We start from the raw sequence: 23,202 nt of genomic DNA, 5'->3' as shown, positions 1-23,202 counted from the left end.
GTAGTATGGCAGAAACAACAGCTCATGATATACAAGCTAAAGAATTGAATATGCTATTAATATTTAAAGAATTTTGTGATGCTCATAATCTACGATTCTATTTATGTGGTGGTGGTCTAATTGGTGCTATTCGACATAAGGGCTTTATTCCTTGGGATGATGATTTAGATATTTTTATGCCTCGTCCTGACTATGAAAGGTTGGCTGATCTCTGGCCTATATATGGTGATAAACGTTATACCTATTGCCGGACAACGAGAGATAAGATTTATCATGATGCGGGAGCATCTATTCGAGATGAAGAAACGACTTTCATCAATCGACATAGTGTGAATGAAGATATTTGTCATGGATTAGCCCTAGAAATTATGCCCATCGATGGTTGCCCAAAGGGTACTGTTAAACGATTCTTTCAATTAATATGGGCCATGACCTTTGCCTTGTTTAATGCGCAACGATTGCCTGATAACAAGGGCAAGGTGTTTCGCATGTTGGCAGGGTGCATTTATAAGGTGATTTCAAAACCATCCTGGCGATATTACATGTGGCGCTTTGCAGAAAAGCAAATGAGTCAATATGATTTTGAAACATCTGATGAAGTAACGGAACTGATTGGTAGCTTAAAAGGTATGAAGCTACGTCATCCGCGCCAAGATTTTGATCACGTTGTATATAAGGAATTTGAAGGCTATCAAATTCCCGTTATGGCTGGTTATGAACGATATTTACGTTTGATTTGGGGCGATTATATGCAATTGCCACCAGTGGAACAGCGTGTAGCGAAGCATGATGCCGTATATATCGATATGGATCGTAGTTATACTAATTATAGGGGCATACATTACTTAGTAAATAGTAAATAAACATTGTTAAACGTTAAGGGAGGTTCTATGAAAAGAATAGCAGTTATCTTTGCTGGTGGCGTAGGATCCCGTATGAAAAATGATAAAATGCCAAAGCAATTCCTTGAATGGAACGGCAAGCCTATACTGATACAAACATTATCTATCTTTGAAGAAGAACCATTTATCGATGGCATCGTGTTAGTATGTAAGGCGGACTGGATGGATTATGCAAAGGCATTGATTGCAAAGGAAGGCCTTCAAAAAATTGTATCCATTGTTTCTGGTGGCGAAACTGCATTAGACTCTCAATATAATGGTTTGCTTGAAGTGAAACGATTATATGGTGTTGATGATATAACAGTACTTATCCATGATGGTGTCCGACCTTTGGTTGATCGGTCTACCATTGTTAGAAATATACGATCTGTTGAAACAAAGGGAAGTGCTATTACGGTAACACCTGCTATTGAAACGGTTATGGTTACTGATGATGGAGAAATCAAAACGATTTTAAATCGCCAACAATGTCTGATGGCAAAAGCTCCACAAAGCTTTAGGCTTGTTGATATTCTTTCTGTCCATGATACATCCATAGCAGAGGGCATTCATAATTTTATCGATTCTGCGTCGATGATGATGCATTATGGGTATCCTTTATATCCCGTATGGGGGGAACCTGAAAATATTAAGATTACGACTCCATCAGATTATTATATGTTCACAGGTATATTAAAAAATAGAGAAAGTGGAGGTGAGGGCAATTAATACGGTTGTTGAACGAGACATACAAGAAATTATAGGTGATTCTCATATATTTAAGGATTTTCGAGGTAAGACAATACTTGTAACAGGTGCTACAGGTTTGATCGGATCCATGGTGGCTCGTTCATTAGTAGCCGCCAATGAAGCCTACCATCTTTCATTACATGTCATATGCCATGTGCGTAATATAGAAAAGGCACATCATATGTTTGGGGATATTTTAACTTCAGATGCAATCACATTTGTTGATGTGCCATTAGAATCTTTAGATATAGCCTGTGATTATATTATGCATGGTGCAGCTCCTACGAAATCAAAATATTTTGTGGAACATCCTGTGGATACAATTCGTACATCAATTCATGGTACAGAGCGTATGTTAGAACTTGGAAAAGAGCAGCATATTATAGGTATGGTATATCTTTCTAGTATGGAACAATATGGAGTGCCTTATGAATCGGGACAAGTTATGACAGAGGATTGCATAGGTATCTTAGATCATCTTAATGTTCGGAGTTCTTATTCTGAAAGTAAGCGTTTATGTGAGTGTTACTGTAAATCTTATGCTGTGGAATTTGGCGTTCCTGTAAAAATTGCACGGTTAGCTCAAACCTTTGGTGCTGGTGTACCATTAGATGATAATCGCGTTTTTATGCAGTTCACACAAAACGCCTTAGAAAAAAACGATATAATCCTTCATACGAAGGGGGATTCTATGTCTAATTTCTGTTATATTACTGATGCAGTAAGAGCCATCCTTATTTTGATGAGTCAAGGTGAAGCAGGTGAAGCTTATAATGTGTGCCACGATGAGGAAACTCGCAGTATTGCTAGTATTGCTAATTTAGTAGCATGCCATGTGGGGGGCGATAAAATTTCTGTCGTTTTTGACATACCTGACAATGTGTCCTCCTATGGTTATGCACCTACAGTTCATATGTTTTTGAATTCTAGGAAGATGCGCAATCTATTGTGGGAACCACAGGTAACTATGAAAGAAGCTTATATACGACTGTCTGAATATATTAAAGAGGAGCGCCATCATGAGTAAAGAAATTATTATTGTTACTATCTCTTTGGGCAATGATGGTGCTGAACGTATTCTGACTGAATTGGCTCGACAATGGTATCATGATGGTCATAAGATTACTGTTATTCAAACGAGTCCTAATCGGTATGGTACAGAATATACTTTGCCTGAAGGTATAGAGCAAATTCAAATACATACGACTAGCTCAAATAAGATTCTTAGGTTTTTACAAGAAATCAAAGCACTTATTGGCATATTGAAGCAACGGCCGAATGCAACGTGTTTATCATTTTTGAGCGCTTCTAGTTTTATATTAGCTATCAGTTCGTGGTTTGTAAAAAATCGTATGGTGTTTTCTGAACGAAATAATCCCCGTAAGGTGCCTGTCGGCAAACATCAACAAATGCTTCGAGACTTTGCATTTCGATTTGCTGACGCCATTGTATTTCAAACGGAGGATGCAAAATCATATTTTTCTAAGTCCATACAAAGTCGAGGGCATATCATTCCCAATCCGATTAATGGTAATTTACCAGAACCTTACGAAGGAGAACGTCAAAAAATTATTGTAACCGCTTGTCGGTTACACCCACAAAAAAATTTATCTATGATGATCAATGCATTTAGCATGCTGGCTAATGAGTTTAAAGAGTATAAGCTTGTCATATATGGACAAGGTGTTTTAGAAAATGAGTTACGACAACACATAGCTAGCTTGGGATTAACAGATCGCATTCTTTTGCCAGGTTTTGCATCTAATATTTTAGAGAAGGAATGGCCTTGTGCTATGTTTGTTTCGTCATCTGACTTTGAAGGAATATCTAACTCCATGTTAGAAGCTATGGGAATGGGGTTGCCTGTTGTTGTTACAGATTGCCCTGTAGGTGGAGCACGAATGGTTATTCAAGATGGAATTAATGGTCTGCTTGTTCCAGTAGGCGATACAAAAACTATGTATGAAAAAATGAAATCCATCTTAGTAAATCCAGAATTAGCTAAACGAATATCTAAAGAAGCTATTAAGGTGAGAGATACTTTCCCACTCAGTAAAATTGCTAAGCGTTGGATTGATATCTTTTAGTATAAGCTTGTGTTGTGATTACATATATTGAGAGAAGAGGGACAGTATTGAAAATAAATATTACGGCCATATCTGATCGTCTTATATGGTTTATAACATTAGTTTTTCTTGTACTTTCATTGACCATATCATTCGCTCTTGGTGATGCAGATTATGGTGCGTATGTGTTGTTCGTATGTTTGTTTGGATTAATAGTATGTTATCTCGTAAGAGACCAAGGACGAATTACACTGTCATTTACATGGATGCATATGTATATGCTTCTATTCATAGGCGTTTGCTATCTCAGTTCTCTGAATGCTCTTGATCCATCTGTAGCGCTGAGCCGAAGTTTTGATATTGTAAAAATATTTTGTATGCTCATAGTTTTGTATATGTGTTTTCAGCGAGAAAAATCAGTTGATTCCTTATTGAAAATCGGTATGTGGACAGGGTATATTGTCTGTTTCTATACGGTGTATTACTATGGGCTCGATTATTTTATTAATGTTCTTTCATCATCGGCTCGTATAGCCAATGACGCATTAAATGCTAATACAGTAGGACTATTAGGTGCTAATGCTATCGTTATGACTGTGTACTATATGATGTACAAAAAACCACAATGGTGGAATCTTATAGCGTTACCAACATTAGGTATTTTAGCAGCTACAGGTAGTCGAAAGGCCTTGGTATTCGTTGTTATAGGTATCGTTTTATTATTCGTATTCAAAAGTTTTCGCAGTAAAAACATTGTTAATTCCTTAGCTAAATTGGCAGTATATTTAGGTATAGTCATCATCACTTTTATTGGTATTTTACAATTACCTATCTTTAGTGAAGTGCTAGAACGTATGAGTTCCATGGTAGATGCTTTTACAGGAACTGGTGGCGATTCATCAGCTATTATTCGTATGGCTTTAGTTGATATTGGATGGGATTTGTTTCATCAATCGCCTCTTATTGGTGTAGGTATTAATAATCCATCAGTATATACATATTCTATTTTTGGTCGTGAAAATTATTATCTTCATAATAACTATATTGAATTGTTAGCTGGTACTGGAATTGTTGGAGTAATCACGTATTATTCTATGTATGTATATCTTGTGTATAACATGATTCGATATCATGACTTTCATAGCAATGAATATGTCATGGTATTTATATTGCTTATATCACAATTAGTTATGGATATGGGCTTAGTTTCCTATGAAAGTAAAAGTACTTATTTTTATATGATGTTATTCTTTATGGAAACTAAGATTTTACGTACTAAAAGGGGGACATTACATGAACATACAGACAGTATTGAACAAAGGGAAACGGTTCATCTCTGACCCTCTATATCGCCTACGCGTGATGATAAAAATGGGTGCCTATAATTCTTTAAGTGATGAAGCATTTTTAAAAAAAATGTTTCCTAAATACATGGGGTACGCGTTGAATTTAGATAATCCACAAACTTTTAGTGAAAAGTTACAATGGATGAAATTATATGATCGGAAGCCTATATATACTAATATAGTGGATAAATATCAGGCTAAACAGTTTTTAGCAGATAAAATAGATTCTAAGTATATTATTCCTAATTTAGGTGTTTGGGACAACTTTGATGAAATTGATTTTGACACACTACCCAATCAGTTTGTATTGAAATGCACACATGATAGTGGTGGAATTGTAATTTGTAAAGATAAATCTGCATTTGATAAAGAAAGTGCACGTCGGATTATTAATAGGTCATTAAAACGTGATTATTACCTGATAGCTCGTGAGTGGCCATATAAAAATGTACCACGTCGTATTCTAGCAGAAGAGTATATAGATGAGTTAGGTAGTATAGATTTATTAGATTATAAAATGTATTCCTTTCATGGAGAACCAAAATTAACTGTAGTTTGTTCTAATCGGTTTTCTATGGGTGGAACACGAATGGATTATTATGATCTAGACTGGAATTTTATAAATATTTCTATCTTGCATTATAAGCCGTCCAATAAACATTACGTAAAACCACCTCATTATGATGAAATGAAAATGTTATGCAAGCAGTTATCTAAAGACTTCCCCTTTTTACGGGTTGATTTTTACGATGTAAATAATCATTTATATGTTGGAGAACTAACATTGTATCCTGGTGCAGGATTTATAAAGATAGAACCAAGTGAATTTGATTACAAAATGGGAGAGTGGTTACGTCTTGAAAGTGTACATCGGAGCTGATTTTGTTCCTACGGACATAAATCGCATTTTATTTGAAAATGGTGATATAGAATCTATAATTGGAACTCAACTTTATAAAATGTTATGTGAGGCTGATTTAAATGTGTTTAATTTAGAGGTTCCTTTAACAGATACTAATACAGCAATAGATAAATTTGGACATAATTTAAAATCTCCTACGAAAACAATTAATGGATTTAAAGCAATCCCATCTTTATTACTTGGATTAGCTAACAATCATTCCTATGATCAAGGTAATGAAGGTTTACGCTCCACCATGAATGTTCTAACACAAGCTAATATAGCGTATAGTGGTGCTGGTAATACTGTTAACGAAGCAAGAAAACCATATATCTTTACTAAAGATGGAATACGTTTAGGTATTTATATGTGTACAGAACATGAGTTTTCTTGTGCGACTATACATCATGCAGGGGCTAATCCTTTTGATGTGCTAGAAAGTTTTGATCATGTACAAGCATTAAAAAAACAATGTGATCATGTGATTGTCCTTTATCATGGGGGAAAGGAATTTTATCGCTATCCTTCTCCGATGTTGCAACGGTACTGTCGTAAGTTCGTTGAAAAAGGGGCTTCCTTGGTACTTTGTCAACATAGTCATTGTATTGGTGCACGAGAGGATTACAAACAAGGTACTATTATTTATGGACAAGGTAGTTTTGTATTTCATACCGAATATTTTGATAATTTACAAGATATAGTTGCCGATTCTATAGTAATAAAAGTAGATATTGATACTGATGGTTTTCACGTTCATGAAGTTCCCATTACTCGTACAAATGTAGGGATTACATTACCATCGGTAGAACATGCTCAAATTATTATAGATAAGTATAATCAATTGAGTGAAGATATTAAAGATCCTCATTTTGTACATGAAAGTTATAAAAACTTTGCTAATACACATATTAATCGTTATTTACGTGAGTTTTTAGGGCGTATATGGGCTGTGAAAGCATTCAATCTTTTGTGTAATAGAAAGTTAATTCGATTGTTATTAGGAAAGACAAGTTATTTAGCAATACAAAATTATCTATCATGTGAAGCTCATCATGAATTATTTCTACAAGGTTTAAAGAATATTAATCGGAAGTAAGTGGATATCAATTTCTATGGATACTAAAGTTGTAGCTGCTGCTAAGTGGTCTCTTATAACAGAGGTTTTAGCAAAGCTTATTACACCAATTACAAATATCATATTGGCACATATATTGGCACCTACAGCATTTGGTATTTTAGCTACTATAATGATGGTTATCTCCTTTGCGGAAATGCTAGCAGATGCAGGATTTCAAAAATTTCTTGTTCAATATGAATTTGAAAATGAAGAGGATAAACAGAGGAGTGTTAGTGTTGCTTTTATTTCTAATATAGTTTTGGCAAGTTTACTATGGTTTTCTATCATTATCTGGCGTGACGATTTAGCATCCTTGGTTGGTAATGAAGGATTAGGTATTCCTTTAGCCGTCATGGGAGGTATGTTGCCTTTAAGTGCATTTAGTAGTATTCAAATGGCTATGTATAGGCGAAGTTTTAATTTTAAATTTCTCTTGAGCATACGAATGATCACTATTATTACTCCTTTGTTTGTATCTATACCCATGGCATTATTGGGATTTGATTATTGGTCTTTAATATCAGGTTTATTAGTAGCACAACTATTTACGGCGATTGCATTATGTGTGCGGCAAAAAAAATTTATATCAATTTATTTTTCTTATCGTGTGTTTCGTAATATGTTTAGCTTTAGTGCTTGGTCTTTAGCGGAAGCTTTCTCTATATGGCTTACTGCATGGGTAGATACGTTTATTATTAGCCATTTTTTGAATGCATATTATCTTGGTGTTTATAAAATGCCAACAGCTATAGTAACCACTGTTATGGCTATTGCTACATCTTCGATGGCTCCAGTTTTATTCTCTGCTTTATCACGGCATCAACATAATAAGGTTGAATTTGAAAGAACCTTTTTAATCTTTCAAAGATATATGGCTTTATTCCTTGTACCTTTGGGGGTGGGAATGTTTGTATACCAAGATTTTATTGTACAAATTTTATTGGGCCCTCAGTGGCAGTTAGCGGGGATAGTGCTGGGATCATGGGCATTAAGCTCATCGCTTGTGACTGCTATATCTTATTTAATTTCTGAAGCATTTCGCGCTAAGGGATTGCCTAATATTTCATTTCTTGCACAGATGTTACATCTCATCGTACTAATACCGGTCATATATATATGTGTTCAATATGATTTCACTACATTTGTATATGCTCGATCTATTGTGCGCGTTCAGATGATTGCTGTACTTTTAATTCTTTTATCTATACATGTTGATATGAATGCATGGCATGTTATTCGAAATATAAAATCCTATATCATTGCTTCGGCTATAGTGGGTACGGGTTCATATGTTTTATTACATTTACATAATAGTATGATTTGGACGATTTTTTGTATATGTATCAGTCTTATTTCGTATCTTGTGGTGTTGTATCTATTTCCAACGGAGAGAGTTGTACTTACTAAAATATGGGAAAGCGCCTTGGTTAGACTAAGACGATCCTAAAGGAAAGGACAAAGTATGCTTTTACAAAATGTATCATTACATAACAAGGTAATTATAGTTACTGGAGCTGCCGGATTTGTGGGGGCCAATCTTGTTATATCTCTTCTAAAAACAATAAAAGGTAGTCATATTATTGGCATTGACTCTGTAAATGATTATTATGATGTAAGTTTAAAGGAGTATAGACTGAAACAAATTAATTTGTCAATTGGACACGGTAATCAATGGAGTTTTAAAAAAGGGAATATAGCTGATAAGGAATTTCTACAAGCTATTTTTGATGAGTATAAACCTGATATCGTTGTAAACCTTGCTGCACAGGCTGGAGTACGTTACTCTATTACAAACCCAGATGCTTACATAGAATCAAATATTATTGGGTTTTACAACATATTAGAATGTTGTCGTCATTCTTATGATAAGGGGGCAAAGGGGGTTGAACATCTTGTATATGCATCCTCATCTTCTGTTTATGGATCTAATAAAAAGATTCCTTATTCAACAGATGATCAAGTAGATAATCCTGTGTCTCTATATGCAGCTACAAAGAAATCTAATGAATTATTAGCCTATTCTTATGCGAAGTTATACAACATTCCATGTACAGGTCTCCGTTTCTTTACTGTATATGGTCCGGCAGGACGTCCTGATATGGCGTACTTTGGCTTTACTAATACATTGCGTAAGGGTGAAGTTATTAAAATATTTAATTATGGAAATTGTAAGCGAGATTTTACCTATATAGATGATATTGTTGAAGGTGTCTATAAAGTTATGCAAGTAGCTCCTGAACGAAGAAATGGTGCAGATGGACTGCCAGTACCTCCGTATGCTATTTACAACATTGGCAATAATAGTCCTGAGAATTTATTAGATTTTGTGACCATTTTAGGTGAAGAATTAATAGCTGCAGGCGTGTTACCAGCTGACTTTAACATGGAGCGTCATAAGGAACTCGTACCGATGCAACCTGGCGATGTACCGATTACGTATGCTGACACATCTGCTTTGGAAGATGATTTTGGATTTAAACCAAGTACAACCCTTAGAGAAGGGTTACAACATTTTGCAACATGGTATAAAGATTTCTATATGAAGGATGGTAAATAAATGAAGATAGCAATAGCTGGTACAGGTTACGTAGGACTTTCAAATGGTGTATTATTAGCACAACATAATGAAGTAGTTGCTTTAGATATCATTCCTGAAAAGGTTGATATGATTAATCGAAAAGAATCTCCTATTGTTGATGCAGAATTATCAGATTATTTAAAAAATAAATCATTAAATTTTCGTGCTACATTAGATCCTAAAGAAGCTTTTATAGATGCTAATTATATTATTATTTCTACACCAACAAATTATGATCCACAAAAGAATTTCTTTGATACATCATCTGTAGAGATTGTTGTTAAAACAGTTTTAGATATTAATCCTGATGCGGTTATGATTGTTAAATCAACGGTTCCTGTAGGTTATACAGAACAGATGCGAGAACAGTTTAATACGAAGAATATAATCTTCTCTCCTGAGTTTTTGCGTGAAGGAAAAGCGTTATATGATAATTTGTATCCTTCTCGTATTGTAGTTGGTGAAGATTCCGAGCGAGCTCATACATTTGCTCACTTATTAGCAGAGGGGGCTCTTAAGAAAGATATACCTTTGTGTTTTACTGGTTCTACGGAGGCAGAGGCAATTAAATTGTTTGCTAATACTTATTTAGCATTGCGTGTAGCTTATTTTAATGAATTAGATTCCTATGCAGAGGTACGTGGATTAAATACAAGCGAGATTATTCATGGTGTATGTCTAGATCCTCGTATTGGGGATTTCTATAATAATCCTTCCTTTGGATATGGTGGTTATTGTTTGCCAAAGGATACAAAGCAGCTACTTGCAAATTACAATGATGTACCACAAAACCTCATATCTGCCATTGTTGATGCGAATCGGACCCGAAAAGATCACATTGCGGATGCCATCATTGGAAAAGATCCTAAGATTGTTGGTATTTATCGATTGACAATGAAAACAAATTCCGATAATTTTAGAGCTTCTGCGGTACAAGGTATTATGAAGCGTATAAAGGCAAAGGGGATTGCCGTTGTTGTTTATGAACCAACACTAGATGCTGATGATTTTTTCCATTCACCAGTCATTAGAAACTTCGATGATTTTAAACGGGTTAGTGATGTGATTGTAGCCAATCGTTGGGATGAATCACTAGCTGATGTAAAAGATAAAGTTTACACTAGAGATATTTTTGACCGAGATTAGTGGCGGTGATAATAGATGTTAAAGAAACACTGGATAAGTTTTATATTAGTAATTCTTGTTATTTTCTTTATATGGGATAATTCACTACAAAATGACATTTCTTCAGATAGTTTGAGTTTAATGATAACTCAACAAGTAAGTCCTATTCTTTATAAATTAGGTATTACAGGTGATATATGGTCATTAAATCGCATCGTTCGTAAAATGGCTCATGTATTTGAATTTGCCATACTAGGTGGATGTTTATACGTGGCATTACATCAATTTAATCGAGAATATGCTGGACTTAAAGTAATCGCTATAGGATTTTTTATTGCATTTTTTGATGAATGTTTACAATTAACTAGTATTGGGCGAAATGCTTCGATACGGGATGTAGCAATTGATACAGCTGGCGTTATTATTGGTGTTGCCATAGTTCAAGTGATTTTATCTATTTATCGATGTATCCGTCATAAGTGATAAAATGATTTAGTTACTAATATTATAAATAATTATATATAATAAGTGGTACATAATAAGACTTCTATGAGTAATTTCTAGAAGTCTTATTTTTATGAATGTTAAATGAAAATATAAAATAACCTTTAATTTTAAACAATCGAATGTTATCAAAAGTTTAGGTATATGTACTTTTCAAGACATCAAATTATTGCTATAATATGAATATAAAATGAACTTGAGAAATTAAGAGATTTATATCGAGGTAAGGGGCGATATAATGATTAGAATGGGGAAGAACATGAAACGTTTATTAGATTTGCATGCATATATTTTGCCAGCTATGGAAGAGGGAAAAGGACCTCAAACAATGGCAGAATCAGTACAAATGGTCAAGGATTTAGTTGAATCTGGTATTACAGATGTTTTTTGTACACCTAAAGTGACTGAACAGAATGTTTATTCACTCGTTGAGTCGATGAATGTGCAGTTAGAAAGCATAAAATATGCTGTATATGAACAAGATGTAAAGGTTACATTACATAGTGGTGCAGTTGTTGAGTTGAGTGATACTATGATTGAGTATATTCGTACTCATAAAGAGCTACTTGTATTAGGTAACAGCCATTTTATGTTAGTGACAATACCCGAAAATTGTAAGTTATATCATGTAGATGCATGGTTAAATACTTTGTGTAATTTAGGTATTATACCTATTATAAGTGAAGTAGAACGTTATAGCCTTTTCTTTGACGAACCAGAGCAATTGTTAGAGTGGGTAGATAAAGGCATTTTACTTGAATGTAATATTATGTCTTTTAAGCATCATTCTAAGCATTATATGAGGGCCATTGAACTATATACCAATGGTTTAGTACATTTCTTTGGTACCGGTTATGATGTGATGCCTCACAAATATGAAAGTTATGTAGAAATAATTTCTAAATTAGATGTAGAGTATAAGAAGGATTTGCTTAGTGATGTCCGTTTAAATGAGCGCGATTTATTAGCAGATCGAGTGTTTTATCCAACTGTACCAGATCATTGGGCTGGAAAAAGACCTAATTTTTGGACTCGTCTTTTATCATTTGCTTTATAAAATAAGGAGTTCTTTTGGTATGCTATTTTTGCATAGTAAAAGAACTCTTTTTCACATCATGTTGTATTGATTGTTGCAAACGAGCACAAGATATAGTATACTATGAAAGCAATATAATATATTCAAGTATGGGTATTCCATACTTTTTTATACGTAAGGAATGAGGATTGAAAACGGGGGCTCGTGATGTTGCAGGTCATTAAACGGGATGGTACAAAGGTACCTTTCGATAAACATAAAATTGCAGTAGCTATTGAAAAGGCAGAACATAGTAGTACGGGGTTATATGAATCTGGTTTGGCTGAACGCATTGCCGATGAAATAGAAGCATATGCTATCAAACTTCAAAAAGATATGACAATCTATGCCATTGAAGATCAAGTATACTATAAGTTGATTGAGTATCATAATCCTGCAACTGCTCGTGCCTACGAAGGTTATAAAGCAGTACAAGCTTTTAAACGTCGTCAAAACACAACTGACGAAGATGTAATCGGTTTATTGGATCGTAGTAATGTGAGTGTTCTTGACGAGAACTCTAATAAGGATGCCGCCATTGTATCTACACAACGTGATCTGATTGCTGGTGAAGTGTCTAAGGATATTGCTCGTCGTAAATTAATTCCTACAGATATTCTTGAGGCCCATGATAGTGGAGCTATTCATTTCCATGATATGGATTATATTATTCAACCAATGTTTAACTGTTGTTTGATTAATTTAGAGGATATGTTAACAAATGGTACAGTTATCAATGGCAAGCGTATTGATACGCCAAAATCCTTTCAAGTAGCATGTACTGTAACTACTCAAATTATTGCTCAAGTTGCATCTGGCCAATATGGCGGTCAAAGCATTAATGGTATCGACCGTATTTTGGCACCATTCGTGCGTAAATCCTACGAAAAGATTCTCAACAATGTAATTGAAGAACAAGTTGAGATTTATGGTATGGAACCAAATATGGAAAAAGCTCGTGAAATTGCTTGGAAGCGTACGCGCAAAGAGGTAAAGGATGGTATTCAAACCATTCAATACCAAATCAATACATTGATGACTACAAATGGTCAATCTCCATTTGTTACATTGTTTATGTATTTTCAACCTGATTATGAGTATGCTAAAGAAGCAGCTCTTATTACAGAGGAAATTTTACGCCAACGTATCAAAGGTGTTAAAAATGAAGCCGATGTATATATTACACCAGCGTTCCCAAAACTTATTTATGTACTTGATGAGCATAATGTAACACCTGATAGCCCTTATTACTATCTCACTGAATTAGCTGCACAATGTACGGCTAAGCGCATGTATCCTGATTATATTTCTGCGAAGAAAATGAAGGAAAACTATGAAGGTAATGTATTCAGTCCTATGGGATGTCGTTCCTTCTTATCCCCTTGGAAGGATGCAGAAGGCAATTATAAATTTGATGGCCGATTTAATATGGGCGTAGTTAGTTTGAATTTGCCACAAATTGGTATTTTAGCACGCGGTAGTGAAGAGAAGTATTTTGAAATCTTAGATAAGCGTCTTGAGTTGGCTGAAAAGGCATTAATGTTACGATACAATCTATTAAAGGATGTAGTCAGTGATGTATCTCCAATCCATTGGCAACATGGTGCCATTGCTCGTCTAAAAAAAGGTGAAAAAATCGCTCCATTCTTAACTGGTGGATATGCTACAATTTCTCTTGGTTATATTGGTATTTATGAAGCGTGTCGCTTGATTACTGGTGAATCTAATACAGGGGAACATGGCCGTGTATTTGCCATGAAAATTATGGATCGTTTAAACCAGGCTATTAATGAATGGCGTGAAAAACATAATTTAGGTTTTGGTCTTTATGGTACACCTGCTGAAAGTTTAACCAATCGTTTCTCTTCTTTGGATCGAGCTCGTTTTGGTATTATAGAAGATGTAACAGATAAAGGTTACTATACGAATAGTTACCATGTTAGCGTTCGTGAAGAAATTAACGTATTCGATAAATTTGCCTTTGAATCTGAATTTCAAAAGAAATCAACTGGCGGGTGCATTTCCTATGCGGAAATTCCGAATATGACAAATAATATTCCTGCTGTTTTAACTATGATTAAATATATTTATGACAATATTTCTTATGCTGAGTTCAATACTAAATCTGACTATTGTCATGAATGTGGATTTGATGGTGAAATCAAGGTTAATGAGGACAATCAATGGGAGTGTCCACGCTGCCATAATACAAATCGCGATAAATTAACAGTTATCCGTCGTACGTGTGGATATCTTGGTGAAAACTTCTGGAATGAAGGTCGTACAAAAGAAATTAAAGATCGTGTAATGCATATTTAATTTTATTAATTGTAAACATGTTAAAAGCTGTGCCTATGGCACAGCTTTTACTATATACATAATAAATAGAAATATATCTATATGTTTGAACAGGTTAAAGTTAATCAGAGTCAAATATGGGGGTTCTTATGAGATATGGACAGATTCGACAATATGATATCGCCAATGGGGAAGGTATACGCACATCTATATTTGTAACTGGTTGTACCCATTGCTGTTATAATTGTTTTAATGAGGAGTATCAGGATTTTAATGCTGGTCAAGAGTGGACTGATAAAGAAACACAGTTGGTAGTGTCTTATGTGAAAAATCCTAATTGTGCAGGCCTTACCTTGCTAGGTGGTGAACCATTTCAAAATATTGATGGTATGCTGGCTATAGTAAAAGCTGTGCGTGAAGCAGCGCCTGAAAAATCTATTTGGGCTTACTCTGGCTATGTGTGGGATGATATTATATCTGATCTATCTCGTCGAAGCTTAGTGGAACAAATCGATATTCTAGTTGATGGTCGATTTGTAGATGAGCTAAAAGATCCATCCTTACGATTTAGAGGATCCTCTAATCAACGAATTATTGATGTACAATCTTCGTTGAAACAGGGGGAAGTAGTACTGGCTATGGAGTGATATAGAAAGTATGTTAGATAAACGTTTACTTGGTTTAGTTATAATCGTTGGCCTGGTGGCGGGCTTAATCGGTTCTTTTTATACCTATTTGTTACATTATATCCAGCATTTTATATATGCTTATTCTACATCAGAGGGTTTATCATTTGGCCAAGCCGTAGCCCGTGTATCGCCTGAACATCGATTGTTAGCTTTGCTGGCCTGTGGTCTAGTTGGTGGTATAGGTTGGGTTCTTATTCATCGATATGGAGAGCCGCTTATTGATATTAAAAAGGTGGTTCAAGATTCTACGAAAGAAATGCCTCCATTGACGACGTTTATTCATGCCACATTACAAATCATAACTGTTGGCATGGGTTCTCCTTTAGGCCGAGAAGTGGCACCGCGTGAAGCTAGTGCTGGTATTATGACTGGGCTATTGCGTTATGTTGATATGCGTCCAGAAGATAAGTCCTTAATTATTGCATGTGCCGCTGGTGCAGGTTTAGCCGCTGTATATAATTCTCCTTTGTCAGCAGCAATTTTTACGTTAGAAACATTGCTCATTACATGGAATGTGCGTTCCATGAGTGCAGCTCTTTTATCATGTGGACTAGCCACACTAGTTGTACGGCATGCAGGAATCGGGGATCTTGTTCAGTATACAATGCCACAACCACCGTTATATGGTAGTTATCAAGAATTTGCCATTGTACTTGGCGCTGTTATTGCTATAGGCGTTTTATTGTTTGATAAAACGCAATCCTTATTACCTAAATTTGATAGAAAAAGTCCTAAAATGATTATAGTCGCTCTTTTGTCATTTTTTATTATTGGTGGTATGGCTATGTATTTCCCAGAAATTCTTGGTAATGGCAAGGCTGGGAATCAGTTGACCTTTACGGATTTGGTAGGGTGGGATTATGCACTAGGCCTATTAGGCACTAAATGGATTGCTGTATTACTTGCTTTGATGGCTGGTGCTTATGGTGGTCGCATTACGCCATCCATGATGCTGGGGAGTACATTGGCATTAGCCTTTGCAGCCTTATGGAGCATTATGGTTAGCCCTGTTCATTTAGGTTTTGCTGCATTTATAGGGGCCGTCATATTCCTAGGTCTAGCACAAAAGATGCCTCTTACATCCTGCGTATTTATGTTAGAGCTTTCACGGTTTTCCGTAGAAATGTATTTTCCGATGGCCTTGGCTATGGGGTCTGCATTAATAACACAACAGATTGTTAAAGCTAGATTCCAAATACAATAAACTAAATACTGTATTAGAACATGTTTTGATGATAAAGAAAATAGCGACTAGTTGATATTTAATAATCAACTAGTCGCTATTTTGTGTATTAAGGTTTCTTTAGAAGTCCTAATTTTATATATTATGGTTATACAATTTTAGCGTTTTTATCGTATTCTTCTCCACCACAATCTGGTAACATACCATATTCAACGGTCCACAAATGTTTATATTTCAATGCTTGATTATGGATTCGTTCAACTTGAGATTCGTCGGTACGTACAATATGAGCAGGGATACCAACAACTAAAGAATAGGGTGGAATTGTAGTATTTTCTTTTACTACGGCACCGGCTGCAATGATAGAACCAGTGCCAATATGACAACCACTAAGTACGATAGCACCCATGCCTACGAGTACATTATCTTCGATAGTAGAAGCGTGTACGATAGCGCCATGTCCGATAGTTACATAGTCACCAAGTATGCAAGCCTCATCATCATCAACGTGTAGTACAGAATTGTCTTGTACGTTGGAATAACGGCCTACAACGATTTTGTTAACATCGCCACGAAGTGCGCAATTTTGCCAGATGGAGGCAAACTCTTTTAGCTCTACATCACCGGCTAGTTCGGCACCAGGCATGACACAAGATTTTGGATCTAATTTTGGATATTTTCCATGATAAGGTAACATAAGACCCTCCTATTAAATTACTTCAATTAAACGTTGGGCTTTACGAATAGCCATAATAGCTTCGTTAATAACAGAATGTACGATTGTTTGGGCTGGCTCAATTTGGTTAAGTCTATTAAGAGCTTGTCCTACTTGTACAGCACCATTGACCACATCACCATCAATAGCAGCTAATTTATTAGTGCCTTGGGACATTTTGCTGCGTTCTTCTTTTGTTGTAACACCATCAGCTTCAGCTGCAATATAACGATCTGTAAAGTCACTACGTAAGCTACGCACACCACCGTGACCAGAGAGAAGACCTGTTACAACAGAATCAGTATCAGTTGCTTTAATAATAGCTTCTTTCATATTCTGATGAGCTTTACATTCTTCTGCAAGTAAGAAACGAGATCCCATTTGAACACCTTCAGCACCCATAAGCAATGCAGCAGCCAAGCCACGGCCATCAACAATAGAACCTGCTACAATAACAGGAATATTGATTTCAGGCAAAATATTTTCCATTAAGGACATGGTTGTTTGAGAACCAATGTGACCACCAGCTTCCATACCTTCTACCACAATAGCATCAGCACCTGCATCTTCGATCCGTTTTGCCAATTTTAAGGAAGGCACAACTGGGATAACTTTGATGCCTGCTTCTTGGAACGGTTTTATATATGGTGTAGGATTACCGGCGCCAAGTGTAACAAATGCAGGTTTTTCATCGATAATAACATCTACTAATTCATCCTTGTTGGGTGCCATAAGCATTAAATTAACACCAAAAGGTTTATCTGTTAACTGTTTACATGCACGAATCTCGTTGCGAGTCCATTCTGCATCGCGTCCGCCTAAGGCGATTACACCTGTAGCACCAGCATTAGCAACTGCAGCAACAAGTGTTGCTTCAGATACCCAGGCCATAGCACCTTGAATAATAGGATATTCAATATTTAATAGTTCAGTTAATTTTGTTCTCATGGAACCTCCTATAATATAGTTATATAAAAGATAGATTAAAATCTATATTATGGTGAACTAATTATAGATATCACCATTCCATCTAGATAATAGTATAACATAAAAATTTAATTGATAATATATTTCATTAAAATAATTACTTATAAACGTAATCATAATGGGGGTAATAATATATTGAAAAATTTATAAAAAAATGGAAAATGAGTATTGAAAAGTTTCGATGCCTTTGCTATACTATATTACAGATAAAGTATCTTAATGATATGAACACACTAATATAATCTCAAGTGAAGGAGGAAATAGACATGGAAAAATACGTATGCGTAGTATGCGGTTGGGTTTATGATGAAGCTGTAGAAGGCGTTAAATTTGAAGATCAACCAGCTGATTATGTTTGCCCAATCTGTGGTGTTGGTAAAGATCAATTCGAAAAAATGTAATTGATACATTCAAAAGGCTATCTTAAGCATTATTGAGATAGCCTTTTTTATTTGACAAAGCACACTCTCATGTTTATAATATTATAAGTCGAGGTAAGATTATGAAACTGCAAGTAGAGCAAGCAAAAGAACATATAGGAAAGAAATTTCCTTATAGCTATACGATGCCGAGTGAAGAACTTGGTAGTGACGTAGTTGCTTTTCCTTGGAGCCGTCATGATATAACTATTAGTGGTGAGTTTTGGTTTGATGGTCAAAACTACATTGTTCAAGGTTCGATTCAATCTAAAGGTGATTACGATTGTTCGCGTTGTCTTACAACTACAGAATATGAGCGTAATGATTCCTTTGAGGAAATCTTTAGTGATTCTCGTGATACCGATGAAGATGTGATTCCTTTCGATGGAGAGGAAATTGACTTGACCGAACTGATTCGGGATACATTAATCATCAATGAGCCCTCTCAAGTGTTATGTCAGGATGATTGCAAAGGATTGTGCGTTCATTGCGGAGCAAATTTGAATGTTTCACCGTGTTCTTGTGAATCCTTTGTGGTGGATCCTCGATTTGCAGAGTTACGTGCTTTGCTTGATGAGAAAGATGATAGATTATCCTAATGATTGTACTAAGGAGGTGCAGATAATGGCAGTACCTAAGCGTAGATTATCCAAATGTCGTCGCGATCGTCGTCGTGCGAATTGGAAATTAGAAGCTCCTGGTTATGTAGCATGTCCACAATGCCACGAACCTATGATGCCTCATCGTGTTTGCCCTACATGTGGTCACTATAAAGGTGAACAAGTAGTTGCAAAAGCCTAATTGAGCGTGTGAAACACCTACACTATGTGTAGGTGTTTTTTACTATGTAAAATAAGCTAATGCAATGACTTGATGTTTAATATAAGAATTAACAAATTTTAAAATAAAAACAATATTTAGTATATTATCGTAAAATATAGCACTATATATATGAAAAACCTTGCCAATACGGGGATTATTTTATATACTTGAGATGTAATATTAATACTAGGTCATAAAAGGTGGTCCCATGAGTAGGTTGAAGAAGCAAGAAAGACAAAAACAGTTAACTGAAAAACTGAATATTACGCCTTTTCTTACTGATGAAGAGTTGGCATCCCATTTTGGTGTCAGTGTACCTACAATTCGACTTGATCGATTAGAGTTGGGAATTCCTGAATTGCGTGAACGAATTAAAGCTATGGCTACAGAACATGCGCAGGATGAACAGCCGGAACCAATACAACATGAAATTGTAGGTGAACTTATAGATGTAACGGAAGGGAAACAGGCTTTGTCTATGTTACATACAACGCCAGATATGGAAGATCGGTTTGGTTATATTGATCCACAGTATTTGTATGCTCAAGCAAATTCCTTAGCGAAGCTTGTAATGGGTACAACAGTTTGCTCTGCGGAGATAGGGAATATTAAATATAAAAATCCAGTAGAGTCTGGTACTAATTTGGTGGCGAAAGCAGAAATTGTTCGTCGTCGTGGAGATAAATACTTTATTTGGGTTATAATTAGAGATAAAATAAAAGAAGTATTTAGAGCTAAATTTATCATGGAGTCTGTGGAGAATCGGGTGTAGTATATGAAAATTGCAATTGACGCCATGGGTGGTGACTTTGCTCCCTTGGAAATCGTCTTAGGCGCCTTGGAAGCAGTGCGAGAAACCAAGCATATAGATGTTGTTCTCGTAGGCGATAAAACTCAAATATTCAAAATTTTAGAAGACAATAATGAAACGAATAATCCTCGCATATCTGTGTATCATGCGAGTGAAGTAATCGGAATGGACGAACATCCTGGTCAAGCATTACGTAAGAAGAAGGATGCTTCCGTTGTTGTAGCTACATCTTTAGTTAGAAGTAAAGAGTGTGAAGCAGTTATTGCACCTGGTAGTACAGGGGCGGCTGTTGCAGCAGCATTGTTCGGATTAGGACGTATTAAAGGTATTGATAGACCCGTTATTGCTACGCCAATGCCAACTGTAAATGGTATTACCGTTATGTTGGATTCTGGTGCGAATTCTAATAGCAAGCCAAAACATCTTGTACAAGGTGCTTTGATGGGATCTGAATATGCAAAGCTTTTACTCGGTAAAGAGAATCCTACCGTAGGACTTCTTAATATTGGTGAAGAAGCGACTAAGGGAAATGAAGTTGTGCTTGCTACATATCCTATTTTAGAAAAGATGAAAACTATTAATTTTAAGGGAAATGTAGAAGGTCGAGATATTCCTAAAGGGGCCGTAGATGTTGTTGTTTGTGATGGCTTTGTAGGCAATGTTATTCTTAAGTTTGCAGAAGGCTTGGTAACTGGATTAACACAACTTATAAAGGATAGCATTATGAATGGCGGCCTTTTAGCTAAAATTGGTGCTTTACTTATAAAGCCAGCATTGAAGCCAATGGCTAAGAAAGTTGATCATACCGAAAATGGTGGTGCTCCATTACTTGGTGTAAATGGAGTATTTATGATTGCTCATGGTAGTTCAAAAGCTAAAGAAATAAAGACTGCTATTACTATTGCAGCTGATTTAGTGGAACGTAAAATTATTGAACATATTCGAGAAACAATGGAAATTGAAGGAGCCGTAAAATATGAGTATGATGAATAAACCTGTCGGTATTATTGGTACAGGTAGCTTCCTTCCTGATAATGTAGTAACAAACGTTGATTTAGAAAAAATGGTCGATACAAGCGACCAATGGATTAGAGAACGTACAGGCATTGAAGAAAGACGAATTGCTCCAGAAGGCATGAATACATCTTATATGGCTACTGAAGCAGCCAAAAAAGCACTTCAAATGGCTAAACTAAAAGCTGAAGATATTGATATGATTATTTTTGCTACATTAACACCGGATATGGTGATTCCTTCAGCGGCATGTATGTTACAAGCAAATCTTGGTGCTAAAAATGCGGCTGCTTATGACTTACAAGCGGCATGCTCAGGTTTTGTATATGCTTTAATTACTGCGCAAAGTTATGTCGCATCAGGATTATGTAAAAATGTTCTCGTAGTAGGCGCAGAAATTTTATCTCGTCGCGTTAACTGGAAAGATCGTGGTACTTGTATTCTTTTTGGCGATGGTGCTGGGGCAGCTATTGTTTCCGAAGTTCCTGAAGGCTATGGTATTAAGGGTGTTGATTTAGGTGCCGATGGTACAGGTGGATCTGCCTTGTGTATACCGGCTGGTGGTACAGCTGTTGTTGCTAATGATCAACGCATTGAAGAAGGTTTGACGTTTATACATATGGATGGACCAGAGGTATATAAATTTGCTGTTAAAACAATGGGGAAAACAGCGTTGAAATCTTTAGAACGCGCTAATATGAACTTAGAGGAGTTAGATTATTTTATTCCTCATCAAGCTAATATTCGCATTATTGATTCGGCGGCTAAAAGGTTGCATATGCCAAAAGAGAAGGTATTTGTAAATTTGCATAAGTATGGTAATACATCTGCTGCATCGGTCGCAATTGCGTTGGACGAAGCAAACAGGGAAGGTTGTTTAAAACGTGGTGATAATGTAGCACTTGCAGGATTTGGAGCTGGTCTTACTTGGGCTAGTCTTGTCTTGAAATGGTATTAAGGAGGAAACATCAAGATGATTAAGACTGATATTTGTGATTTGTTACAGATTGAATATCCTATCTTTCAAGGTGGTATGGCTTGGTTAGGAACAGCAGAACTTGCATCGGCTGTATCTGAGGCTGGTGGCCTTGGCATTATTGGTGCTGGTCATATGCCACCAGATGTTTTCCGTAATGAAATTCATAAAGTCAAAGAACGAACTAATAAACCATTTGGCTGTAATATTATGTTAATGTCTCCTTTTGTTAAAGAAGTTATGGAAGTTGTTGTTGAAGAACGCGTTCCTGTCATTACAACTGGTGCAGGTAATCCGGGTATATATATTCCGGCTTTAAAAGAGATAGGAACAAAGGTTATTCCTGTTGTTGCATCTGTTCTTTTAGCGAAACGTTTACTTCGTGGTGGTATTGATGCGATTATTGCAGAAGGTACAGAATCAGGTGGCCATGTTGGGGATATTACAACAATGTCCTTGTTACCACAAGTTGTAGATGCAGTAAACGTACCTGTAATTGCCGCTGGTGGTATTGCTGATGGCCGTGGCGTAGTGGCTGCTTTTGCATTAGGTGCACATGCTGTACAAATGGGGACACGTTTTGTATTATCTGAAGAATGTATTGCTCATGAAAATTATAAAAATGCTGTTTTGAAAGCAAAAGATCGTTCTACAGTTATGACTGGTCTTACAACAGGGCATCCAGTTCGCATTATCGATAATCAACTAGCACATAAATATAAGAATCTTGAATTCAGTGGTGGCTCTAAGGAAGAGTTGGAAAATCTTGGTGCAGGTACACTTCGTAAAGCCGCTATTGACGGTGATGTAAAAGAAGGTTCCGTTATGATTGGTCAAATCGCAGGTATGCTACACGATGTGAAACCTTGTAAAGAAATCATTACAGACATTATGACAGAAGCTGAAACAGTGATTAAAAATCTACAAACTTTTGGTAAATAAGGA

General features: G+C 35.9%; 24 protein-coding genes. 22 read left to right on the top strand and 2 right to left on the bottom strand.

The window, feature by feature from the left end:
• Positions 1-5: 5 nt before the first annotated feature.
• The 15 genes from Q0E20_RS05650 (at position 6) to Q0E20_RS05580 (ending at position 16,534) form a co-directional block, all read left to right on the top strand.
• Positions 6-863, top strand: coding sequence for a phosphorylcholine transferase LicD (locus Q0E20_RS05650; protein ID WP_295997512.1), 858 nt, complete (start codon positions 6-8; stop codon positions 861-863).
• Between the two features lie 27 nt (positions 864-890).
• Positions 891-1,610, top strand: a complete 720-nt coding sequence (locus Q0E20_RS05645) for a 2-C-methyl-D-erythritol 4-phosphate cytidylyltransferase (protein ID WP_295997509.1) — start codon at positions 891-893, stop codon at positions 1,608-1,610.
• Entirely contained in the window at positions 1,591-2,658 is a 1,068-nt protein-coding gene (locus tag Q0E20_RS05640; RefSeq protein ID WP_366509613.1) for an NAD(P)-dependent oxidoreductase, read from the top strand. Before Q0E20_RS05645 ends, Q0E20_RS05640 begins: the two co-directional genes overlap by 20 nt.
• Positions 2,651-3,718 (top strand): glycosyltransferase, encoded by a 1,068-nt coding sequence (locus tag Q0E20_RS05635; RefSeq protein ID WP_295997503.1) that lies wholly within the window; start codon positions 2,651-2,653, stop codon positions 3,716-3,718. The genes Q0E20_RS05640 and Q0E20_RS05635 overlap by 8 nt, the downstream gene beginning before the upstream one ends.
• Before the next feature lie 47 nt (positions 3,719-3,765).
• Complete coding sequence (locus tag Q0E20_RS05630) at positions 3,766-5,037, top strand: O-antigen ligase (protein WP_295997500.1); 1,272 nt, start codon at positions 3,766-3,768, stop codon at positions 5,035-5,037.
• Positions 4,991-5,923 (top strand): ATP-grasp fold amidoligase family protein, encoded by a 933-nt coding sequence (locus Q0E20_RS05625; RefSeq protein WP_295997498.1) that lies wholly within the window; start codon positions 4,991-4,993, stop codon positions 5,921-5,923. Before Q0E20_RS05630 ends, Q0E20_RS05625 begins: the two co-directional genes overlap by 47 nt.
• Positions 5,907-7,040 carry a CapA family protein gene (locus Q0E20_RS05620; protein ID WP_295997535.1) on the top strand — a complete coding sequence of 378 codons (1,134 nt, stop codon included), beginning with the start codon at positions 5,907-5,909 and terminating at the stop codon, positions 7,038-7,040. The genes Q0E20_RS05625 and Q0E20_RS05620 overlap by 17 nt, the downstream gene beginning before the upstream one ends.
• Positions 7,041-7,056: 16 nt before the next feature.
• Positions 7,057-8,508, top strand: a complete 1,452-nt coding sequence (locus tag Q0E20_RS05615; protein ID WP_295997491.1) for a lipopolysaccharide biosynthesis protein — start codon at positions 7,057-7,059, stop codon at positions 8,506-8,508.
• A 15-nt stretch (positions 8,509-8,523) separates the two neighbouring features.
• On the top strand, positions 8,524-9,618 hold the full coding sequence (locus Q0E20_RS05610; RefSeq protein WP_295997490.1) for an NAD-dependent epimerase/dehydratase family protein: 1,095 nt from the start codon (positions 8,524-8,526) through the stop codon (positions 9,616-9,618).
• Positions 9,619-10,785, top strand: coding sequence for a nucleotide sugar dehydrogenase (locus tag Q0E20_RS05605; RefSeq protein WP_295997487.1), 1,167 nt, complete (start codon positions 9,619-9,621; stop codon positions 10,783-10,785).
• Between the two features lie 15 nt (positions 10,786-10,800).
• On the top strand, positions 10,801-11,247 hold the full coding sequence (locus tag Q0E20_RS05600; RefSeq protein WP_295997484.1) for a VanZ family protein: 447 nt from the start codon (positions 10,801-10,803) through the stop codon (positions 11,245-11,247).
• Between the two features lie 280 nt (positions 11,248-11,527).
• Positions 11,528-12,325 carry a CpsB/CapC family capsule biosynthesis tyrosine phosphatase gene (locus tag Q0E20_RS05595; RefSeq protein ID WP_295997483.1) on the top strand — a complete coding sequence of 266 codons (798 nt, stop codon included), beginning with the start codon at positions 11,528-11,530 and terminating at the stop codon, positions 12,323-12,325.
• Between the two features lie 186 nt (positions 12,326-12,511).
• Positions 12,512-14,662, top strand: a complete 2,151-nt coding sequence (nrdD, locus tag Q0E20_RS05590; RefSeq protein ID WP_295997478.1) for an anaerobic ribonucleoside-triphosphate reductase — start codon at positions 12,512-12,514, stop codon at positions 14,660-14,662.
• A 128-nt stretch (positions 14,663-14,790) separates the two neighbouring features.
• The gene (nrdG, locus tag Q0E20_RS05585; RefSeq protein ID WP_295997475.1) at positions 14,791-15,288 is read left to right on the top strand and encodes an anaerobic ribonucleoside-triphosphate reductase activating protein; all 498 of its coding nucleotides are present in this window, start codon (positions 14,791-14,793) and stop codon (positions 15,286-15,288) included.
• Positions 15,289-15,298: 10 nt separating this feature from the next.
• Positions 15,299-16,534 (top strand): chloride channel protein, encoded by a 1,236-nt coding sequence (locus Q0E20_RS05580; protein ID WP_295997472.1) that lies wholly within the window; start codon positions 15,299-15,301, stop codon positions 16,532-16,534.
• A gap of 127 nt (positions 16,535-16,661) precedes the next feature.
• Here Q0E20_RS05580 and Q0E20_RS05575 read toward each other — a convergent pair whose 3' ends face one another.
• Positions 16,662-17,210 (bottom strand): gamma carbonic anhydrase family protein, encoded by a 549-nt coding sequence (locus Q0E20_RS05575; protein ID WP_295997469.1) that lies wholly within the window; start codon positions 17,208-17,210, stop codon positions 16,662-16,664.
• Between the two features lie 12 nt (positions 17,211-17,222).
• A complete protein-coding gene (locus Q0E20_RS05570; protein ID WP_295997467.1) occupies positions 17,223-18,176 on the bottom strand; it encodes a nitronate monooxygenase in 954 nt (317 codons plus the stop codon).
• A 305-nt stretch (positions 18,177-18,481) separates the two neighbouring features.
• Here Q0E20_RS05570 and Q0E20_RS05565 point away from each other — a divergent pair, with 305 nt between their 5' ends.
• The 7 genes from Q0E20_RS05565 to fabK all read left to right on the top strand — a co-directional run bounded on the left by Q0E20_RS05565 (position 18,482) and on the right by fabK (position 23,199).
• Positions 18,482-18,616 (top strand): rubredoxin, encoded by a 135-nt coding sequence (locus Q0E20_RS05565; RefSeq protein ID WP_004693422.1) that lies wholly within the window; start codon positions 18,482-18,484, stop codon positions 18,614-18,616.
• 101 nt (positions 18,617-18,717) lie between these two features.
• Positions 18,718-19,233 carry a DUF177 domain-containing protein gene (locus tag Q0E20_RS05560; protein ID WP_295997464.1) on the top strand — a complete coding sequence of 172 codons (516 nt, stop codon included), beginning with the start codon at positions 18,718-18,720 and terminating at the stop codon, positions 19,231-19,233.
• A 25-nt stretch (positions 19,234-19,258) separates the two neighbouring features.
• Positions 19,259-19,435 (top strand): 50S ribosomal protein L32, encoded by a 177-nt coding sequence (gene rpmF / locus Q0E20_RS05555; protein ID WP_005376859.1) that lies wholly within the window; start codon positions 19,259-19,261, stop codon positions 19,433-19,435.
• 229 nt (positions 19,436-19,664) lie between these two features.
• Positions 19,665-20,228 carry a transcription factor FapR gene (gene fapR, locus Q0E20_RS05550; protein ID WP_295275550.1) on the top strand — a complete coding sequence of 188 codons (564 nt, stop codon included), beginning with the start codon at positions 19,665-19,667 and terminating at the stop codon, positions 20,226-20,228.
• Between the two features lie 3 nt (positions 20,229-20,231).
• Positions 20,232-21,260 (top strand): phosphate acyltransferase PlsX, encoded by a 1,029-nt coding sequence (plsX, locus tag Q0E20_RS05545; RefSeq protein ID WP_295275547.1) that lies wholly within the window; start codon positions 20,232-20,234, stop codon positions 21,258-21,260.
• Positions 21,244-22,239 (top strand): beta-ketoacyl-ACP synthase III, encoded by a 996-nt coding sequence (locus Q0E20_RS05540; RefSeq protein ID WP_295997459.1) that lies wholly within the window; start codon positions 21,244-21,246, stop codon positions 22,237-22,239. Before plsX ends, Q0E20_RS05540 begins: the two co-directional genes overlap by 17 nt.
• A 15-nt stretch (positions 22,240-22,254) precedes the next feature.
• Complete coding sequence (gene fabK / locus Q0E20_RS05535; RefSeq protein WP_295275542.1) at positions 22,255-23,199, top strand: enoyl-[acyl-carrier-protein] reductase FabK; 945 nt, start codon at positions 22,255-22,257, stop codon at positions 23,197-23,199.
• The last annotated feature ends 3 nt before the right edge of the window (positions 23,200-23,202 follow it).

Origin of the sequence: uncultured Veillonella sp., from assembly GCF_934230905.1 — a bacterium.
GTDB lineage: Bacteria > Bacillota > Negativicutes > Veillonellales > Veillonellaceae > Veillonella.
This window is presented reverse-complemented; position numbering and strand designations above follow the sequence as displayed.

What these genes read in the sequence shown, in the direction of transcription:
- Q0E20_RS05650 (WP_295997512.1), top strand. Translation starts at nt 6, where the DNA reads ATGGCAGAAACAACAGCTCATGATATACAAGCTAAAGAATTGAATATG.
- Q0E20_RS05645 (WP_295997509.1), top strand. Translation starts at nt 891, where the DNA reads ATGAAAAGAATAGCAGTTATCTTTGCTGGTGGCGTAGGATCCCGTATG.
- Q0E20_RS05635 (WP_295997503.1), top strand. Translation starts at nt 2,651, where the DNA reads ATGAGTAAAGAAATTATTATTGTTACTATCTCTTTGGGCAATGATGGT.
- Q0E20_RS05625 (WP_295997498.1), top strand. Translation starts at nt 4,991, where the DNA reads ATGAACATACAGACAGTATTGAACAAAGGGAAACGGTTCATCTCTGAC.
- Q0E20_RS05615 (WP_295997491.1), top strand. Translation starts at nt 7,057, where the DNA reads ATGGATACTAAAGTTGTAGCTGCTGCTAAGTGGTCTCTTATAACAGAG.
- Q0E20_RS05610 (WP_295997490.1), top strand. Translation starts at nt 8,524, where the DNA reads ATGCTTTTACAAAATGTATCATTACATAACAAGGTAATTATAGTTACT.
- Q0E20_RS05605 (WP_295997487.1), top strand. Translation starts at nt 9,619, where the DNA reads ATGAAGATAGCAATAGCTGGTACAGGTTACGTAGGACTTTCAAATGGT.
- Q0E20_RS05600 (WP_295997484.1), top strand. Translation starts at nt 10,801, where the DNA reads ATGTTAAAGAAACACTGGATAAGTTTTATATTAGTAATTCTTGTTATT.
- Q0E20_RS05595 (WP_295997483.1), top strand. Translation starts at nt 11,528, where the DNA reads ATGAAACGTTTATTAGATTTGCATGCATATATTTTGCCAGCTATGGAA.
- nrdD (WP_295997478.1), top strand. Translation starts at nt 12,512, where the DNA reads ATGTTGCAGGTCATTAAACGGGATGGTACAAAGGTACCTTTCGATAAA.
- nrdG (WP_295997475.1), top strand. Translation starts at nt 14,791, where the DNA reads ATGAGATATGGACAGATTCGACAATATGATATCGCCAATGGGGAAGGT.
- Q0E20_RS05580 (WP_295997472.1), top strand. Translation starts at nt 15,299, where the DNA reads ATGTTAGATAAACGTTTACTTGGTTTAGTTATAATCGTTGGCCTGGTG.
- Q0E20_RS05575 (WP_295997469.1), bottom strand. Translation starts at nt 17,210, where the DNA reads ATGTTACCTTATCATGGAAAATATCCAAAATTAGATCCAAAATCTTGT.
- Q0E20_RS05570 (WP_295997467.1), bottom strand. Translation starts at nt 18,176, where the DNA reads ATGAGAACAAAATTAACTGAACTATTAAATATTGAATATCCTATTATT.
- Q0E20_RS05565 (WP_004693422.1), top strand. Translation starts at nt 18,482, where the DNA reads ATGGAAAAATACGTATGCGTAGTATGCGGTTGGGTTTATGATGAAGCT.
- Q0E20_RS05560 (WP_295997464.1), top strand. Translation starts at nt 18,718, where the DNA reads ATGAAACTGCAAGTAGAGCAAGCAAAAGAACATATAGGAAAGAAATTT.
- rpmF (WP_005376859.1), top strand. Translation starts at nt 19,259, where the DNA reads ATGGCAGTACCTAAGCGTAGATTATCCAAATGTCGTCGCGATCGTCGT.
- fapR (WP_295275550.1), top strand. Translation starts at nt 19,665, where the DNA reads ATGAGTAGGTTGAAGAAGCAAGAAAGACAAAAACAGTTAACTGAAAAA.
- plsX (WP_295275547.1), top strand. Translation starts at nt 20,232, where the DNA reads ATGAAAATTGCAATTGACGCCATGGGTGGTGACTTTGCTCCCTTGGAA.
- Q0E20_RS05540 (WP_295997459.1), top strand. Translation starts at nt 21,244, where the DNA reads ATGAGTATGATGAATAAACCTGTCGGTATTATTGGTACAGGTAGCTTC.
- fabK (WP_295275542.1), top strand. Translation starts at nt 22,255, where the DNA reads ATGATTAAGACTGATATTTGTGATTTGTTACAGATTGAATATCCTATC.